Genomic DNA, 15,013 nt, shown 5'->3' with positions numbered 1-15,013 from the left:
CCGCGGCGCCCCCCGCGCCCGCGCCCCGGGCCCCCCCCCCCCCGGCCTCCGCCCGCCCCGCCCCCACACCCCCCGCCCCCCCCCCGGGGGGCGGACGACGGGAGTGTGACGACAGGACCTACAGCGCGGCGGCCCCGGGCTTGACCATGCCGCGGACGGTGCGGGCGTCGACGAACGAGCCGAGCGCGGTCATCTCCCACTCGCCGGAGTACTGCCGGACCAGCTTGGCCATCAGCACGCCGGTGTGCGGCTCGGAGCCGGTCAGGTCGAAGCGGACCAGCTCCTCGCCGGTCTGGGCGTCGGTCAGCCGGCAGTACGCCTGGGCGACCTCGGAGAACTTCTGGCCGGAGAAGGAGTTGACGGTGAAGACCAGGCCGGTGACCTCCGGGGGGATGCCGCCGAGGTGCACGGTGATCGCCTCGTCGTCGCCGGCGCCGTCGCCGGTGAGGTTGTCGCCGGAGTGCTGGATGGCGCCGCCGAGGATCATCAGCTTGCCGAAGTAGCAGCTGTCGACCTTGCCGCGGTCCGGGCCGTAGGCGATGACCGAGGCGTCCAGGTCGATGCTCCGGGCGCGCCGGGCCGGCTCCCAGCCCAGGCCCATCAGGACCGAGCCGAGCAGCGGGCGGCCGCCCTTGACCAGCGAGACGGTCTGGTTCTTCCGCAGGCTGACCCGGCCCTTGTCGAGGTTGACCTTGCCGGTGGCGGGCGGCGGGGGCGTGGGCGCGGCGGGGTGGTCGGCGGCCGGCGGCGGGGCGAGCGGTGCCGGGGGACCGGTGGGCGGGGCCCACTGGCCCGGCGGGACGGGGGCCGCAGCTGTCGCGGGGGCCGGCGGGGCGGCGGGCGCGGGCGGTGCCGCGGGGGCCTGGGGCGCGGGGGCCGGCGGGGCGGCCGGTTCGGAGACGTCGACGCCGAAGTCGGTGGCGATGCCGGCGAGTCCGTTGGCGTAGCCCTGGCCGACCGCGCGGACCTTCCAGCCGCCGCCGCGGCGGTAGAGCTCCATGACCACCAGCGCGGTCTCCGGGCCCAGCCGTGGCGGGGTGAAGGTGGCCAGCACCGCGCCGCCGTCCGCGTCGGTGACCGTGCCGGTCGGCTCGGTGCCGGCGAAGGTGGTGCCGGGCGCGTCCAGGCTCGCGGTCACCACGACCTTGTCGACGTCCGGCGGCACCGCGGCGGTGTCCACCGTGATGGTGTCGCCGCCGGCCGCCGCGCGGTGGCTCACCCCGGGCGCGGTGGGCTGGTTGTAGAAGACGAAGTCGTCGTCGGAGCGCACCGAGCCGCCGGCGGTGAGCAGCAGGCCCGACACGTCCAGCCGCACGGGGGCGGTGACGGTCACCGCCACCCGCGCGGCGCCGAGCGGGAGGTTCGAGCCAGGAGTCATTGCGGTCATGACAGCCCTAACGGTCAGGGGGTGGGCGCGAGTTCCGGCGGGGCGCCCGGCCGCGTCCGGTGGCGGGTGGTCGGGCCGGTCAGCGCCGGGACCGGGAGTTGCCGAAGAGCATGCGGTAGGCGATCAGCAGGACCAGGGAGCCGGCCACCGCGGCGATCCACATCGACGGGTCGTAGAAGTCCCGCGGGATCGGGCGGTCCAGGATGCGGGTGGAGAGCCAGCCGCCGATGAAGGAGCCGGCGATGCCTATCAGGGTGGTGCCGACCAGGCCGCCCGGGTCCCGGCCCGGCAGCAGCACCTTGGCGATCAGGCCGGTGATCAGGCCCAGGACGAGCCAGCTGACGATGCCCATGGTGTGTTACCTCGTTCCCGCGTTGCCGCGTTTCCGTGCTGGCCTGCCGGAACGCGGCGAACCGGTTGCCGGGCAGGCGGTGTGTCCCCAAGGACGCTACGGGACGGGGGCGAGGTTCCGTACCTAGGTAAATCGCCCGAATATGCCGACTAATGCGGCCAGATGGGAGGGTTGGTGCAGAACGCCCCGCCGAGGTGGGTGTGTTCGGGGTTGTCCGGGTCGAGGGGGCCCTGGGCGGCGAGCAGTTCCGCGGCGTAGGGCTCGGAGTCGTCCTGCGGGTCGTAGCCCAAAGCGCGGGCGGTGGACAGGTCCCACCACAGGCGGGTGTTGGCGGAGGAGGCGTAGGCGACGGTGTGGCCGACGTCCTCGGCGGTGAGCGCGGCGTGCAGCAACCGGGCGCAGTCCGCCGGGCTCAGCCAGATGGAGAGCATCCGCACCGTGGTCGGCCTCGGGAAGCAGGAGCCGATGCGCAGCGAGACGGTCTCGATGCCGTGCCGCTCCCAGTAGAGGGCGGCGAGGTCCTCGCCGAAGCACTTGGACAGGCCGTAGAAGGTGTCGGGGCGGTGCGGGGTGTCGACGGGGAGGGCGGCGGAGCCGTCCGGCGGGCGGGGGGCGAAGCCGACGGCGTGGTTGGAGGAGGCGAAGACCACCCGGCGCACGCCCGCCTCGCGGGCCGCCTCGTAGAGCCGGTAGGTGCCCTCGATGTTGGCGCTCAGGATCCGCTCGAACGACGACTCCAGGGAGATGCCGGCGAGATGGACGATCGCGTCGACCCCGTCGACCGCCGCGCGCAGCGCCTCGGTGTCGGCCAACTCCGCGGTGACGGCGTCCGGTTCGCCCTCGATCGGGAGTCGGTCGAAGAGCCGCAGTCGGTGGCCGTAGGGCGGGAGTAGCGCGCGCATCAGGGTGCCGACGCCGCCGGCGGCGCCGGTGAGCAGGACGGTGCGGGGTGCGGTCATGGGCGGTACTCCTCCGGCTGGGCGGCGGGGCCGTGGGCACGATCCGGTTCAGATGGATGGACACGCTAGGGATGTCGATCCTGGCCGGTCAAGCCGCTTGACGCCGCGCTCAAATCGGCTTGCGCGGCGGGATGTTGACGCGGTGTGGGCACCCTTGACCCGTCCGGGACGGCTGCAATACCGTGACGCCGTTCAGAAATATGGACATCGGTCATGAACGTATATGAGCACGCCCCCGCGTTACGCCAGGGAGACCCCGTGACCGCATATCCTCCGGCCGCTGCCGGAAGTCACCCCCCGCTCACCGACCGCCTCGACGGGCTGCTGTTCTTCCCCGTGACCGCCTACGACGCCGACGGCGCGCTGGATCTGGACGCCTTCCGGGCCCATGTGCGCGCCGGTGTCGCGGCCGGTGCGGGCGCCGTCTTCGCCTGCTGCGGCACCGGCGAGTTCCATGCGCTCGCCCCCGACGAGTACGCCGCCTGCGTGGCCGCCGCGGTGGACGAGGCCGCCGGCCGGGTCCCGGTGCTCGCCGGCACCGGCTACGGCACCGCGCTCGCCGCCCAGTTCGCGGGCCTGGCGCACACCGCCGGCGCCGACGGGCTGCTGGCCATGCCGCCCTACCTGGTCCGCGCCGACCAGGCCGGACTGCTCCGCCACTACACCGCGCTCGCCGCCGCCACCCCGCTTCCGGTCGTCGTCTACCAGCGCGACAACGCGGTCTTCGCCCCGGACACCGTCGCCGCCCTGGCCCAAACCCCCGGCATCATCGGCCTCAAGGACGGCCTGGGCGACCTGGACCTGCTCCAACGCATCATCAGCGCGGTCCGCACCGCCGCCCCGGACCGGCCGTTTCGCTACTTCAACGGCCTGCCCACCGCCGAACTCACCGGCCCCGCCTACCGCGGCCTGGGCGTGCGCCTCTACTCCTCCGCCGTCTTCGCCTTCGCCCCCGAGATCGCGCTCGCCTTCCACCGGGCGCTGGAGGACGGCGACGACGCCACCGTCGCCCGGCTGTTGGACGGCTTCTACCGGCCGCTGGTGGAGCTCCGCAACCAGGGCAGCGGCTACGCCGTCTCGCTGGTCAAGGCGGGCGTGCGGCTGCGCGGCGGGCCGTCCGTCGGCGGGGTGCGGCCGCCGCTGTCCGACCCCGGGCCCGCGCACGTCGAGCAGTTGGCCCGGCTCCTGGACCGGGGGCTGGCGCTGGTCGCGGCCGCGCCCGGGAGCGGCGCCTGATGCGGGCCGCCGCCTTCCTCTACCCCTGGGACGTGGTCGGCGACCCCGACGCCCCCGACCGGCTCGCCGAACTGGGCGTCCAGCAGGTCACGTTGGCCGCCGCCTACCACTCCACCCGCGCCCTCACCCCGCGTCACCCCCGCCACCGCATCGTCACCGCCCGGCACTCCGCGGTCCTCTACCCGCCCGACCCGGACCGCTGGGCCGGCCGCGCCCTGCGCCCGTACGCCCAGGACTGGGTCGCCGACCCGGACCCCTTCGGCACCGCCGCGCGGGCCCTGACCGCGGCCGGTCTGGAGGTGCACAGTTGGGTGGTACTGGCCCACAACTCCCGTCTGGGCGCGGACCATCCGGCCTGCGTGGTCCGCAACGCCCACGGCGACCGGTACCCGTGGGCGCCCTGCATCGCCCGCCCCGAGGTGCGTGACTACCTCGTCCGCCTCGCCGCCGAGGCGGCCGCCCGGCCCGGCGCCCGCGGCGCGGAGCTGGAGTCCTGCGGGTGGTACGGGCTGGCGCATCTGCACGGCCACGACAAGCTGGCCGGCGTCCGCCTGGGCGGCGCAGCGGAGTACCTGATGTCACTGTGCTGCTGCCCGGTCTGCGAGGCCGGATACGCCGAACTCGGCCTGGCCAAGGGCGAGGTGGCGGCCGCGGTGCGCCGGGCGCTGGCGCCGGTGTGGGACGGCGCGGCGGCGCCGGACGGCGCCGACCGGGCGGGGGAGTGGGCCGCCGTCGAGGACCTGCTCGGCGCCGACCTCGCGGGCGCCGTGCGGGCCTGGCGGGACCGGGCGGCGGGGGAGCTGCGGGACGCGGTGGTGGGCGCCGTGCGGGACGCCGCGCCGGGCGGCTTCCGGGTGCTGCTGCACGCCGACCCCGCCCCGCACCGGTGCGGGCCCAACCCCGGGGTGGACCCGGCGGCGGTCTGGGCGTGGGCGGACGGGGTGGTGGTGCCCTGCACCGGCGGCGCCGCCGAACGGGCCGCGGCGCTGGGCCCGTTCGCCCGGCGCCCCGCGGGCGCGACGCTGGCCGCCAACCTCGGCGTGGTCGCCGGGATGGGCGGCAGCCCCGGCACGCTGGCCGCCGACGCCGCGCACGCCGCCGCGCTGGGCGCCGACGAACTACGGCTCTACCACGCGGGGTTGGCCGGCGCGGCGGACCTGGCGGCGGTGCGCGGCGCGCTGCGGGCGCTGAACCGGTCGGCCGGCGGCCGGGCCCAGGGCAGCGGCGCGGACTGGGTCCCAGACTCCTGACTTCCCGTCAGGTGGGCGAAGACCACGACGTTCCCGAGGTACTCCTGGCGCCGCCGACTGAAGCCGCCGCCGCAGGTGATCAGCCGCAGTTCGGGCCGGCGGGCCTCGCCGTAGACCCGCTCGTCGGGGAAGTGCCGGCCGTCGTAGACCTCCACCGCGTCGACGGCACCCCTGCGCACATCCGGGACTTGTTCCCGCCGTGGCGACATAAGCCAGTGTTACGCTGATCGTGTTTCGGACAACCAGCGGAAAAGGGGCTGGAGTTGAAGCGTCAGCGCAGCCATAAGGCTCGTCTCTGCCTTACTCCCTCCCAGCTCACGGCGGCCGAGAGCCAGGGGCCGCGGCCCGCGCCATGTGGAACCTGGTCCACGACTGGTGGAGCATGCTCCCGAGGGACAAGCGGAATCTCACCGCCGCCGATCAGGCGATTCGCCAGGGACGCAAAGACCTCCCCTGGCTCGCCGTGCTCCCCGCGCAGGCTGCCCAAGCGGTGCTCAAGACGTACTTCCGGGCCTGGGTGAACTGCTGGGAAGGGCGCGCCGAAGCCCCGACGTTCAAGGGTCGCTTCCGTTCCCGTTTGGCTATCGACGTCCCGTAGGGACGCGACCTTCAGATTGTGCGTCTGAACCGGCGGTGGGGCCGCATGTGGGCGCCGAAGATTGGGCACGTCCTGTTCCGCTGGACCATGGGCCTGCCCGTCGGGAAGCGGGTGGACGAGCTCAACAAGGTCACAGGCGCCCGCCTGGTGAAGGAAGCCGACGGCTGGTACGTCGTCTTCCGCGTCCAGACCGAGGTACCCGAGCCCGCCGAGCACACCGGACCCACCGTGGGCATCGACCGGGGCATCGCCAAGCCCCTCGCGCTCTCTGACGGCAGCTTCCGTGAGCATGAACCCTGGCTCACCCCAGGCGAGGCCGAACGCCTGCGCCGCCTGGAGAAAGCCAGGGAACGCAGGCGCCGCTCCCGCAAGAAGGGCGAGACGACTTCCCGCCGTCTCGCCCGCACCTATGACCAGATCGCCCAGCTCCGCGCAAGAGCCAAGCGCCGAGCCGTCGACTGGCAGCACAAGGTCACCACCGAACTCGCCGAAGTCTTCTCGCGTGTCGGAGTGGAAGACCTGGCCATCACCAACATGGTCAAGTCCGCTCGGGGCACGGTGGGCAACCCCGGCAGGAACGTTCGCCAGAAGGCCGGGCTGAACCGCGCCATCGCCGGGGAGGCGTGGGGTCGCACGGTGACCCTGCTGGAGTACAAGGCCGCCCAGCGCGGCGGCACCGTGGTGCGCGTACCAGCCCCGAACACCTCCCGGCGTTGTTCGGCCTGCGGACTCATCACCCCCGGCAGCCGGGAAACCCAGGCCCGCTTCGCTTGCAAGGCCGGGTGCGGGTACGAGGCCAATGCGGATACCAACGCCGCACGGAACATCGACCACGCCGCCGGATCGGCGGTGTCAGGACGTGGAGACCTCGGGGGTACCCGGTCCGCGAAGCGTCAACCACCCACCAAGCCGCACGCGGTTTGAGAGGGGGTTCTCCCCGCTTTGACAGGGAGAGGAGATCAAGGTGATCGGGTGAGCGGGCCCGCCCGGTGGTCGGCGGTGCCGGGGCGACTCACAGGCGGCGGGTGGCCAGCGTCAACCGGTCCCGGGCGTCGAACAGCGCGTCCTTGATGGTCTGTTCGTGGGCCGGGGTCAGCCGGGCCACCGGCACCGAGCAGCTGATCGCGTCCCGGGCCGGGGTGCGGTAGGGGATCGCCACGCCGAAGCAGCGCAGGCCGAGGGTGTTCTCCTCGCGGTCCACCGCGAAGCCCTGCTCGCGGACCGCGTGCAGCTCCTCGATCAGCCGCTCGCGGTCGGTGGTGGTGTGCTCGGTCAGTGCGGGCAGGGTGGGCGGCAGCATCGCCCGCACCTGGTCGTCGGTGTGGGTGGCCAGCAACGCCTTGCCCAGCGACGTGGAGTGCGCGGGCAGCCGGCGGCCGACCCGGGTGAACGGGCGCAGGTAGTGCTGCGACTGGCGGGTGGCCAGGTAGACCACGTTGACCCCGTCGAGCCGGGCGAGGTGGATGGTCTCGGTGGTGTCGTCGGAGAGCCGGTCCAGGGTGGGGCGGGCGGCGGCCACCACCTCGTCGCCGTCGATGTACGAGGTGCCGACCAACAGGGCGCGGACGCCGATGCCGTAGCGGGTGCCGGTGGCGTCGGTCTCCACCCAGCCGAGGTCGACCAGGGTGCGCAGCAGCATGTAGAGGCTGGACTTGGGGTAGCCGACGGCCTCTTGGACGGAGGCGAGGCTGTGCATGCCGGGGCGGCCGGCGAAGAACTCCAGCAACTCCACCGTCCGCACCGCGGACTTGACCTGCGCTCCTCCGGTCTCGGTAGCTGTCATCGCCCTTGACCCCTTAGTTCGGACGGCCATAGAGTCCCAGAGATTCATCACCTGGGACGGCGTTCAGCATATAGAACGCCGTCCCGTGTGCGGCAAGGTTCGCGCGGCCCGAACTCGCCCGGGAGGAACGCACGGTGGCAGCTGAGGCAGCAGCGGTGGCAGCACCAGTCTGGAGCGTCGACCCCCGAACCGGGAAGCGTCGGGAGCGGGTTGGGGCGGAGGCCACCGCCGACGCGGTGGACGCCGCGGTCCGCGCCGCGCACGCCGCCCGCGGCCCGCTCGCCGACCGCGGCCGACGGGCCGCCCTGTTGCGCCGCGCCGCCGCCCTCCTGGAGGCCGACGCCGACGGCGTGGTGGCCACCGCCGACGCCGAGACCGCGCTCGGCGCACCCCGCCTCACCGGCGAACTCGCCCGCACCGCCTACCAGTTGCGCAGCTTCGCGGACCTCGTCGACGAGGGCGCCTTCCTCGACATCCGGATCGACCACCCGGCCCCGGACCTCACCCCGCCCCGCCCCGACCTGCGCCGCTACAAGATCCCGTTGGGCGTGATCGCGGTCTACGCCGCCAGCAACTTCCCGCTCGCCTTCTCCGTCCCGGGCGGCGACACCGCCAGCGCCCTCGCGGCCGGCTGCCCGGTCGTCGTCAAGGCGCACCCGGACCACCCGGCCACCTCCGAGCGGTGCGCCGCGCTGCTGCGCCGGGCCGCCACCGACACCGGCCTGCCGGCCGACACCGTGCGTCTGGTGCACGGCTTCCAGGCCGGCCTGGACCTGGTCCGCCATCCGCTTCTCGCCGCGGCCGGCTTCACCGGCTCGGTCCGCGGCGGCCGGGCCCTGTACGACGCGGCCGCGGCCCGCCCGCGCCCCATCCCGTTCCACGGCGAACTGGGCAGCCTCAACCCCGTGGTGGTCACCGGGGCCGCGGCCGCCGAGCGGGCCGAGGAGATCGGCACCGGGCTGGCCGGCTCGATGACCCTGGGCACCGGCCAGTTCTGCGTCAAACCGGGACTGGTACTGCTGCCCGAGGGCCCGGCCGGCGACCGGCTGCTGGCCGCCCTCACCGCCGCCGCCGGCGCCACCGGGCCCGGCGTGATGCTCGACCGACGGATGCGTGACGCCTTCCTCGCCGGCGTTCGCGAGCGCACCCAACTTCCCGGCGTGCAGGCGGTGTTGGCACCCGCCTCGGAGGGGGACGGGTCCACCGTCGACGCCGCCGTGCTCACCGTCCCCGCCGACCGGCTCACCGCCGAAGGGCCGCATGACCTGCTCCTGGAGGAGTGCTTCGGGCCGGTCACCGTCGTGGCCCGCTGCGCCGACGCGGCCGACGCGGCCGACGCGGCCGACGCGGCCGACGCGGACGGCGAGGACGGCGCGGACCAAGTAGGCGCGGTGCTCGCCCGGATACCCGGCAGCCTGACCGCTACCCTCCACCTCGCCGACGCGGAGCGCGCCGGCACCGACCCCGAGGGCCGCGGCGCCCGGCTGCTCGCCGCCCTCACCCCGCTCGCCGGCCGGATCGTCGTCAACGGCTGGCCCACCGGCGTCGCGGTCGCCCCCGCCCAGCACCACGGCGGCCCGTACCCGGCCACCACCTCCACCGCCACCTCCGTCGGCGCCACCGCCGTCGAGCGTTGGCTGCGCCCGGTCGCCTACCAGGACACCCCGCCCGCCCTGCTCCCGCCCGAACTGCTCGACGAGAACCCGCTGGGGCTGCCGCGCCGTGTCGACGACCGGCCCGAGCACCCGGGCGCCGGCCGGCCCGGCGGCCGCGGGGCGGGGGCGGGGACCGACCGATGACCCCCACCACCTGGCGGGTCCGCCCCGCCACCGCCGCCGACCTGGAGCCGATCGCCGCCCTGCACACCGCCGCCCGCGCCGCCTACGTCCGCGGCCGGGTGCCGGACGCGCCGTTCGACGCCCCCGCCGAGCACGCCCGTTGGCGCGAGGTCTGGTCCCGGGTGCTGCACCGCGAGGACAGCCCCACCCTCTGCGCGGTCCGCCGCGACCGCGTGGTCGGCGCCGCCTCCTACGTCCCCGACGCCGCGCCGGCCCGCCGGGACCCCCGGCGCACCGGCCCCGCCACCGTCACCCTCCACCAACTGCACGTCGACCCGGCCCACTGGGGCACCGGCGTCGGCCGCGCCCTACACGCCGCCTGTCTGCACGCCTGGCGCGCCGCCGGCTTCTCCCGGGCCGCCCTCGACGTGCTCTGGCACAACCACCGCGCACGTGCCTTCTACACCCGCCTCGGCTGGCACCCCGACCCCGACCGCCGCCCCGCCCCGGACGCCAGCCACCTCTCGCTCACCCTGCCGCTAGGGCGCTGCTGACGGATCTCCGTGGGAGAAGGAGCGGCGTCTGGTGCGTGCGATCGCAAGGCGCCGGGATGGCTTCATAGCGGAGCCATGGGGGCATTTCGGCAACGCCGCGAGCGTGCGTGCCAGGCGTCGCGACGCCGCGGAGATCCGTCAGCAGCGCCCTGGCCCCGCTGCCGCCCCGGCAGGCTCCCGCCGCGCCATGATCTGCACCCGCTCGGCGGTCCGGCCGTCCATCGTCGGCACGGTGTCCCGCAGCTCCCGCAGCACCGCGAAGCCCGCCGTCCGGAGCAACTCCCGCAGCCACTGCGGCGGGTGGTGCCGGAACACCCCGCCGTCGTCCGTGTCGAAGACCCCGTAGGTCCCGTAGCGCTGCGCGCACCGCCGGTACTGCGCGCGGTGGAACGGGTCGTCCTGCACCGGCACGTCGCTGAGGTAGAGCACCCCGCCCGGGCGCACCAGCCGCGCCAGCTCCCCGACGATGGCCCGCTGCCCGTCGTCGTCCGGCACGCAGGTCAGCACCGCGAACAGCAGCGCCGCGTCGAAGCTGCGGTCACCGAACGGCAGCGGCAATCCGGCCCAGCGCAGCAGCGCCAGCTCCGGATGCTCCCGCCGCCCCCGCGCCACCAGCGCCGCGGACCGGTCCACCCCGCGCACCGCCCGGTACCCCAGCCCGGCCAGTTCCGCGGTCAGCCGCCCGTAGCCGCAGCCGAAGTCCAGCACCCGTGCGCTGCGCGGCACGAACTCGGCCAGCAGCCCCGCGTCCAGCGGGTGCGTGAAGGTCTTGGCGGCCCCGGTCGTCTCCCAGAAACCGTCGGTGTGGCGCGGCGATGGCATGCCCATATCGGGACGGTACCGCCGAAGTGGGGCGCGCCCCGGCCCGGCCGTCCGGGCCCGCCGGAATAACCCCGCCGGCCCCGCCGTTGGACCCCTGCGTACCCCCGGCCGGCCCCGGTCGGGACGTTCCCGAGGAAAGCAAGCAAGACCCATGCGCGTCGAAATCTGGTCGGACATCGCCTGCCCCTGGTGCTACATCGGCAAGGCCCGCTTCGAGGCCGGCCTGGCGGCGTTCGCCCACCGGGCCGACGTCGAGGTGGTGCACCGCTCCTTCGAGCTGGACCCGGCCGCGCCGCCGGCCACCGACGTCCCGGTTCTCGACATGCTCGCCACGAAGTACGGCGTCAGCCGCGAGCAGGCGGAGGCGATGGAGGCCCGGGTCGCCGAGGCAGCCGCCGGCGAGGGGCTCGGCTACCGCTCCGACCGGATCCACGGCAACACCTTCGACCTGCACCGCCTGCTCCACCTGGCCAAGGCGCACGGCGTCCAGGACGCGCTGCTCACCGCGCTCTACCGCGCCAACTTCGCCGAGGCCCGCCACCTCGCCGACCCGGCCGTCCTGACCGACCTCGGCAAGGCGGCCGGGCTCCCGTCCGAGGAGGTCGCGCGGGTGCTGGCCGACCCGGAGGCGTACGCCGAGGACGTCCGCGCCGACGAGCGGGCCGCCGCCGAGCTCGGCGCCACCGGCGTCCCCTTCTTCGTGATCGACCGCCGCTACGGCGTCTCCGGCGCCCAGCCCGTCGAGGTCTTCCGCCAGGCCCTGGAGCGCGCCCACGCCGACGGCGCCGTCCAGGTCCTGGCCGCCGACGACGCGGACACCTGCGGCGACGGCGGCTGCGCGGTCCCGCAGGACTGAACGGGTCCGGACGGGCCCGAAGCGGCCGGGGTCGGCCCGGCAACCGGACGTCCCGTGGACGCCGGGCCGATCACCGAGCAGAGTGGGGCCCATGCAACGACATCTGGCACTGGGCGAGGGCGAGTTCGCGCCCGGGACGGTCTATCTGAACTCGGCGTCCAGCGGGTTGCTGCCCGCCCGGAGCGCCGCCGCGATCCGCGCCGCGCTGACCGAGTCGGCCTCACACGGCACGATGGGGCGCGACTACTTCGGGCCGGCGGCCCGGGCGCGCGCGGCCTTCGCCCGGCTGATGGGGGTGCCCGAGGAGCGGGTGGCGCTGGGCAGTTCGGTCGCGGTGCAGTCCGCGTTCGTCGCCGCCTCGCTGCCCGAGGGTGCCGAAGTGCTGGTCGCCGAGGGAGACTTCAGCTCGCTGGTGAACCCGTTGGCGGCGCGGGCCGGCTGCACGGTGCGGAGGGTGCCGCGGGAGGCGCTGGCCGACGCGGTCCGGCCGGGGACGGCGCTGGTCGCGGTGAGCGCGGTGCACGCCCTCGACGGCAGGATCGCCGATCTGGCCGCGGTGCGGGAGGCCGCCCGGGCGCACGGGGCGCGGACCTACCTCGACGCCACCCAGGCCGCGGGCTGGCTGCCACTGTCGCTCGCCGACTTCGACTACGCGGTGTGCGGGGCGTTCAAGTGGCTGCTGTGCCCGCGCGGGACGACGTTCATGGTCTTCGGCGGGGAGCGCGGGGAGCTCGGCGGCCCGGGCTGGCCGGTGCCGGTGCACGCGGGGTGGGCCGCCGGGGAGGACCCGGGGGAGTCCAACTACGGGGTGATCGACCGGCCCGCGACCACCGCCCGCCGCTACGACGAGCCGCACGCCCACTACTCCTACGTCGCCGCCGAGCACTCCCTCGGGCTGCTCGCCGAGATCGGCGTGCCGACCGTGCACGCGCACAACCTCGCGCTGGCCGAGCAGTACCGCGCCGGCCTGCGGGCGGCCGGGTACGTCCCCGAGGACGCGCCCGGGTCGGCGATCGTCTCCACCCCGGGGCTGGCCGACGCCGAACCGCGGCTGGCCCGGGCCGGGGTGCGGGTCTCGGTACGCGGCGGGCTGCTGCGGGCCGCGTTCCACCTCTACAACTCGACCGACGACGTGACGCGGGCGCTGGAACTGCTGACGGCATGACGCCATGACGGCGCGCGGGGGAGGGGCAGGCGCGAACTCCGCTGGATGCCACGGCGCTTGTGCGGGGCCATGCGGAATACGGGACGGAATCGAAGGGCTGATCTAATGGCCAATGCTTCGGCTCGTCAGGCGAGTTGAAGCCCGTTCCCGTGACACCGCGCTGAAAGGCCGTCAGTGAGCACTGCGTTCGACCCCATCGACCTCGCCGGCACCCCGCTCGCCAACCGCATCGTCATGGCGCCGATGACCCGCAACCGCGCCACCGCCGAGGGCGTCCCCACCCCGTCCATGGTCGCGTACTACACCCAGCGGGCCTCGGCCGGCCTGATCATCACCGAGGCCACCCAGACCGAGGTGGTCGGCCGCGGCTACCCGCTTACCCCCGGGCTGCACTCCGCCGAGCAGATAGCCGGCTGGCGCCGGGTCACCGACTCCGTGCACGCCGCCGGTGGCCGGATCTTCGCCCAGCTCTGGCACGGCGGCCGGATCGGCCACCCGGTGCTGCTGCCCGACGGGTTGGTGCCGGTCGGCCCGTCCGCGGTCAAGGCGGCCGGCCAGGGCTTCACCCAGCACGGCCCCACGGACTTCGTCACCCCGCGCGAGCTGACCGGCGAGGAGATCCGCGCGACCATCGACGGCTTCGCCGCCGCGGCCCGTAACGCCATCGAGGCCGGCTTCGACGGCGTCGAGATCCACGGCGCCAACGGCTATCTGGTCCACCAGTTCCTGGCCCCCAACGCCAACCGGCGCACCGACGAGTGGGGCGGCTCCGACGAGGCCCGGGCCCGCTTCGCCATCGAGGTGACCTCGGCGGTCGCCGACGCGGTCGGCGCGCACCGCACCGGCCTGCGGCTCTCGCCCGGCAACCCGTTCAACGACATCGCCGAGCCCGCACCCGAGGCCACCTACACCGCGGTGGTCGACGCCATCGCCCCGCTGGGCCTGGCCTACCTGCACACCTGCGACGTGACCGACCCGGAGCTGCTGGCCCACCTGCGGAAGCGGTTCGGCGGCCGCTTCCTGCTGAACCCGGCCACCGATGGCCGGCCCACCGGCCCCGAGGAACTGCCCCTGGTCGAGCGGGGCGAGGCCGATCTGCTCGCCTACGGCACCCTGTTCCTCGCCAACCCCGACCTGCCCCGCCGCCTCGCGGCCGGCGGCCCGTTCAACACCCCCGACCGGGCCAGCTTCTACGGCGGCGACGACCGCGGCTACCTCGACTACCCGGCCCTGGAAGAGAACTGACGCAACGTCAGTATCGTAGGGACGTCGTCCACAGCGCGGTCGAGCACGGAAACGCGCGCGGCCGCCGGGCCGCACCACCAGGGGTGCGGCCCGGCGGCCGCGGGGCGTCCTGCGCCGACCGGGGCTAGCGCACCGGCGTGAAGTCCCGCGCCCCGATGAACTCCGGGCGCCGGACCGGGGCCGCGAACGGCTCCACCGCGGCGTTCTCCACGCTGTTGAAGACGATGAAGACATTGCTGCGCGGGTACGGCGTGATGTTGTCGCCGGAGCCGTGCATGGCGTTGCAGTCGAACCAGGTCGCCGAGCCGGCCTTGCCGGTGAACAGGCGGATGCCGTACTCGTCCGCCAGCTTCGTCAGCGTCTCGTCGGACGGCGTGCCGGCGTCCTGCATCTGGAGCGACTTCTTGTAGTTGTCCTTCGGGGTGGCACCCTCACACCCGACGAAGGAGCGGTGCGACCCGGGCATGATCATCAGGCCGCCGTTGGTGTCGTAGTTCTCGGTGAGCGCGATCGAGACCGACACCGTGCGCATGTTGGGCAGCCCGTCCTCCGCGTGCCAGGTCTCGAAGTCCGAGTGCCAGTAGAAGCCGGAGGCACCGAAACCGGGCTTGACGTTGATCCGCGACTGGTGGACGTAGACGTCCGAGCCGAGGATCTGCCGGGCCCGGCCGACCACGCGCGGATCGCTGACCAGTTTCGCGAACACCTCGCTGATGCGGTGCACTTCGAAGACCGAGCGAACGTCCTGCGACGTCGGCTCGACGATCGAGCGCGGATCGGCCCGGGTCTCCGGGTCGTGCACCAACCGGTCCAGCTCGGCCCGGTAGACCGCGACCTCGTCCGGGGTGAGCAGCTCCGGGATGGCGAAGAACCCGTCCCGGTCGAAGTCGCTCAGTTCGGACGCGGCGAAGGGTCCCTCCGCGCCGGGCTGCGACCACACCACCGGGTCCTTCCGCGGGGTGATGACCTCAAAGGTCCCACGGGTCGGGTACAGGTCGGCGGTGCGCTCGGGTGCGGTGGTCATGGTG

At 74.5% G+C, this 15,013-nt stretch carries 15 protein-coding genes and 1 pseudogene; 9 read left to right on the top strand and 7 right to left on the bottom strand.

Features of this window, described 5'->3' with window-relative positions; genetic code table 11:
- Positions 1-118 precede the first annotated feature (118 nt).
- The 3 genes from ACFVFQ_RS02460 to ACFVFQ_RS02450 all read right to left on the bottom strand — a co-directional run bounded on the left by ACFVFQ_RS02460 (position 119) and on the right by ACFVFQ_RS02450 (position 2,698).
- Entirely contained in the window at positions 119-1,378 is a 1,260-nt protein-coding gene (locus tag ACFVFQ_RS02460) for a TerD family protein (RefSeq protein ID WP_383408031.1), read from the bottom strand.
- Positions 1,379-1,466: 88 nt separating this feature from the next.
- The gene (locus ACFVFQ_RS02455) at positions 1,467-1,739 is read right to left on the bottom strand and encodes a GlsB/YeaQ/YmgE family stress response membrane protein (protein ID WP_383407285.1); all 273 of its coding nucleotides are present in this window, start codon (positions 1,737-1,739) and stop codon (positions 1,467-1,469) included.
- 149 nt (positions 1,740-1,888) lie between these two features.
- Positions 1,889-2,698, bottom strand: a complete 810-nt coding sequence (locus ACFVFQ_RS02450; protein ID WP_383407282.1) for an NAD-dependent epimerase/dehydratase family protein — start codon at positions 2,696-2,698, stop codon at positions 1,889-1,891.
- A gap of 258 nt (positions 2,699-2,956) precedes the next feature.
- Between ACFVFQ_RS02450 and ACFVFQ_RS02445 the strand changes: the two genes are divergently transcribed.
- Together ACFVFQ_RS02445 and ACFVFQ_RS02440 are read left to right on the top strand one after the other, a co-directional pair.
- On the top strand, positions 2,957-3,934 hold the full coding sequence (locus tag ACFVFQ_RS02445; protein ID WP_383407279.1) for a 5-dehydro-4-deoxyglucarate dehydratase: 978 nt from the start codon (positions 2,957-2,959) through the stop codon (positions 3,932-3,934).
- Positions 3,934-5,184, top strand: a complete 1,251-nt coding sequence (locus ACFVFQ_RS02440) for a hypothetical protein (RefSeq protein WP_383407276.1) — start codon at positions 3,934-3,936, stop codon at positions 5,182-5,184. Before ACFVFQ_RS02445 ends, ACFVFQ_RS02440 begins: the two co-directional genes overlap by 1 nt.
- Here the strand turns inward: ACFVFQ_RS02440 and ACFVFQ_RS02435 are convergent.
- A pseudogene (locus ACFVFQ_RS02435) lies at positions 5,181-5,348 on the bottom strand (class F sortase); the annotation flags it as partial. The gene ACFVFQ_RS02440 and the pseudogene ACFVFQ_RS02435 overlap by 4 nt on opposite strands.
- 188 nt (positions 5,349-5,536) lie before the next feature.
- Between ACFVFQ_RS02435 and ACFVFQ_RS02430 the strand changes: the two are divergent.
- Positions 5,537-5,782: a hypothetical protein gene (locus tag ACFVFQ_RS02430; protein WP_383407274.1), complete on the top strand. Its 246-nt coding sequence runs from the start codon at positions 5,537-5,539 to the stop codon at positions 5,780-5,782.
- A gap of 45 nt (positions 5,783-5,827) precedes the next feature.
- Positions 5,828-6,706 carry an RNA-guided endonuclease InsQ/TnpB family protein gene (locus ACFVFQ_RS02425; RefSeq protein ID WP_383407271.1) on the top strand — a complete coding sequence of 293 codons (879 nt, stop codon included), beginning with the start codon at positions 5,828-5,830 and terminating at the stop codon, positions 6,704-6,706.
- A gap of 88 nt (positions 6,707-6,794) precedes the next feature.
- Here ACFVFQ_RS02425 and ACFVFQ_RS02420 read toward each other — a convergent pair whose 3' ends face one another.
- Positions 6,795-7,565, bottom strand: coding sequence for an IclR family transcriptional regulator (locus ACFVFQ_RS02420; RefSeq protein ID WP_383407268.1), 771 nt, complete (start codon positions 7,563-7,565; stop codon positions 6,795-6,797).
- A gap of 155 nt (positions 7,566-7,720) precedes the next feature.
- On the opposite strand from ACFVFQ_RS02420, the gene ACFVFQ_RS02415 reads away from it, so the two are divergent.
- Together ACFVFQ_RS02415 and ACFVFQ_RS02410 are read left to right on the top strand one after the other, a co-directional pair.
- On the top strand, positions 7,721-9,364 hold the full coding sequence (locus ACFVFQ_RS02415; protein ID WP_383407266.1) for an aldehyde dehydrogenase (NADP(+)): 1,644 nt from the start codon (positions 7,721-7,723) through the stop codon (positions 9,362-9,364).
- Positions 9,361-9,897, top strand: coding sequence for a GNAT family N-acetyltransferase (locus tag ACFVFQ_RS02410; RefSeq protein ID WP_383407263.1), 537 nt, complete (start codon positions 9,361-9,363; stop codon positions 9,895-9,897). Before ACFVFQ_RS02415 ends, ACFVFQ_RS02410 begins: the two co-directional genes overlap by 4 nt.
- 138 nt (positions 9,898-10,035) lie before the next feature.
- On the opposite strand, the gene ACFVFQ_RS02405 is transcribed toward ACFVFQ_RS02410, so the two are convergent.
- Complete coding sequence (locus ACFVFQ_RS02405) at positions 10,036-10,725, bottom strand: class I SAM-dependent methyltransferase (protein WP_383407260.1); 690 nt, start codon at positions 10,723-10,725, stop codon at positions 10,036-10,038.
- A 145-nt stretch (positions 10,726-10,870) separates the two neighbouring features.
- Here ACFVFQ_RS02405 and ACFVFQ_RS02400 point away from each other — a divergent pair, with 145 nt between their 5' ends.
- The 3 genes from ACFVFQ_RS02400 to ACFVFQ_RS02390 all read left to right on the top strand — a co-directional run bounded on the left by ACFVFQ_RS02400 (position 10,871) and on the right by ACFVFQ_RS02390 (position 13,985).
- Positions 10,871-11,575 (top strand): DsbA family oxidoreductase, encoded by a 705-nt coding sequence (locus ACFVFQ_RS02400; protein WP_383407257.1) that lies wholly within the window; start codon positions 10,871-10,873, stop codon positions 11,573-11,575.
- 91 nt (positions 11,576-11,666) lie between these two features.
- Positions 11,667-12,740 carry an aminotransferase class V-fold PLP-dependent enzyme gene (locus ACFVFQ_RS02395; RefSeq protein ID WP_383407254.1) on the top strand — a complete coding sequence of 358 codons (1,074 nt, stop codon included), beginning with the start codon at positions 11,667-11,669 and terminating at the stop codon, positions 12,738-12,740.
- A gap of 174 nt (positions 12,741-12,914) precedes the next feature.
- A complete protein-coding gene (locus ACFVFQ_RS02390; protein ID WP_383407252.1) occupies positions 12,915-13,985 on the top strand; it encodes an alkene reductase in 1,071 nt (356 codons plus the stop codon).
- Positions 13,986-14,109: 124 nt separating this feature from the next.
- On the opposite strand, the gene thpD is transcribed toward ACFVFQ_RS02390, so the two are convergent.
- Entirely contained in the window at positions 14,110-15,009 is a 900-nt protein-coding gene (gene thpD, locus ACFVFQ_RS02385) for an ectoine hydroxylase (protein WP_383407249.1), read from the bottom strand.
- Positions 15,010-15,013: the final 4 nt, after the last annotated feature.

The sequence above is a fragment of the Streptomyces sp. NPDC057743 genome, assembly GCF_042798755.1.
Lineage (GTDB): Bacteria > Actinomycetota > Actinomycetes > Streptomycetales > Streptomycetaceae > Streptomyces.
This window is presented reverse-complemented; position numbering and strand designations above follow the sequence as displayed.

Bases quoted from the DNA above. Each gene is read 5' to 3' on its own strand.
- ACFVFQ_RS02460 (WP_383408031.1), bottom strand. From the start codon at position 1,378: ATGACTCCTGGCTCGAACCTCCCGCTCGGCGCCGCGCGGGTGGCGGTG.
- ACFVFQ_RS02455 (WP_383407285.1), bottom strand. From the start codon at position 1,739: ATGGGCATCGTCAGCTGGCTCGTCCTGGGCCTGATCACCGGCCTGATC.
- ACFVFQ_RS02450 (WP_383407282.1), bottom strand. From the start codon at position 2,698: ATGACCGCACCCCGCACCGTCCTGCTCACCGGCGCCGCCGGCGGCGTC.
- ACFVFQ_RS02440 (WP_383407276.1), top strand. From the start codon at position 3,934: ATGCGGGCCGCCGCCTTCCTCTACCCCTGGGACGTGGTCGGCGACCCC.
- ACFVFQ_RS02430 (WP_383407274.1), top strand. From the start codon at position 5,537: ATGTGGAACCTGGTCCACGACTGGTGGAGCATGCTCCCGAGGGACAAG.
- ACFVFQ_RS02425 (WP_383407271.1), top strand. From the start codon at position 5,828: ATGTGGGCGCCGAAGATTGGGCACGTCCTGTTCCGCTGGACCATGGGC.
- ACFVFQ_RS02420 (WP_383407268.1), bottom strand. From the start codon at position 7,565: ATGACAGCTACCGAGACCGGAGGAGCGCAGGTCAAGTCCGCGGTGCGG.
- ACFVFQ_RS02410 (WP_383407263.1), top strand. From the start codon at position 9,361: ATGACCCCCACCACCTGGCGGGTCCGCCCCGCCACCGCCGCCGACCTG.
- ACFVFQ_RS02405 (WP_383407260.1), bottom strand. From the start codon at position 10,725: ATGGGCATGCCATCGCCGCGCCACACCGACGGTTTCTGGGAGACGACC.
- ACFVFQ_RS02400 (WP_383407257.1), top strand. From the start codon at position 10,871: ATGCGCGTCGAAATCTGGTCGGACATCGCCTGCCCCTGGTGCTACATC.
- ACFVFQ_RS02395 (WP_383407254.1), top strand. From the start codon at position 11,667: ATGCAACGACATCTGGCACTGGGCGAGGGCGAGTTCGCGCCCGGGACG.
- thpD (WP_383407249.1), bottom strand. From the start codon at position 15,009: ATGACCACCGCACCCGAGCGCACCGCCGACCTGTACCCGACCCGTGGG.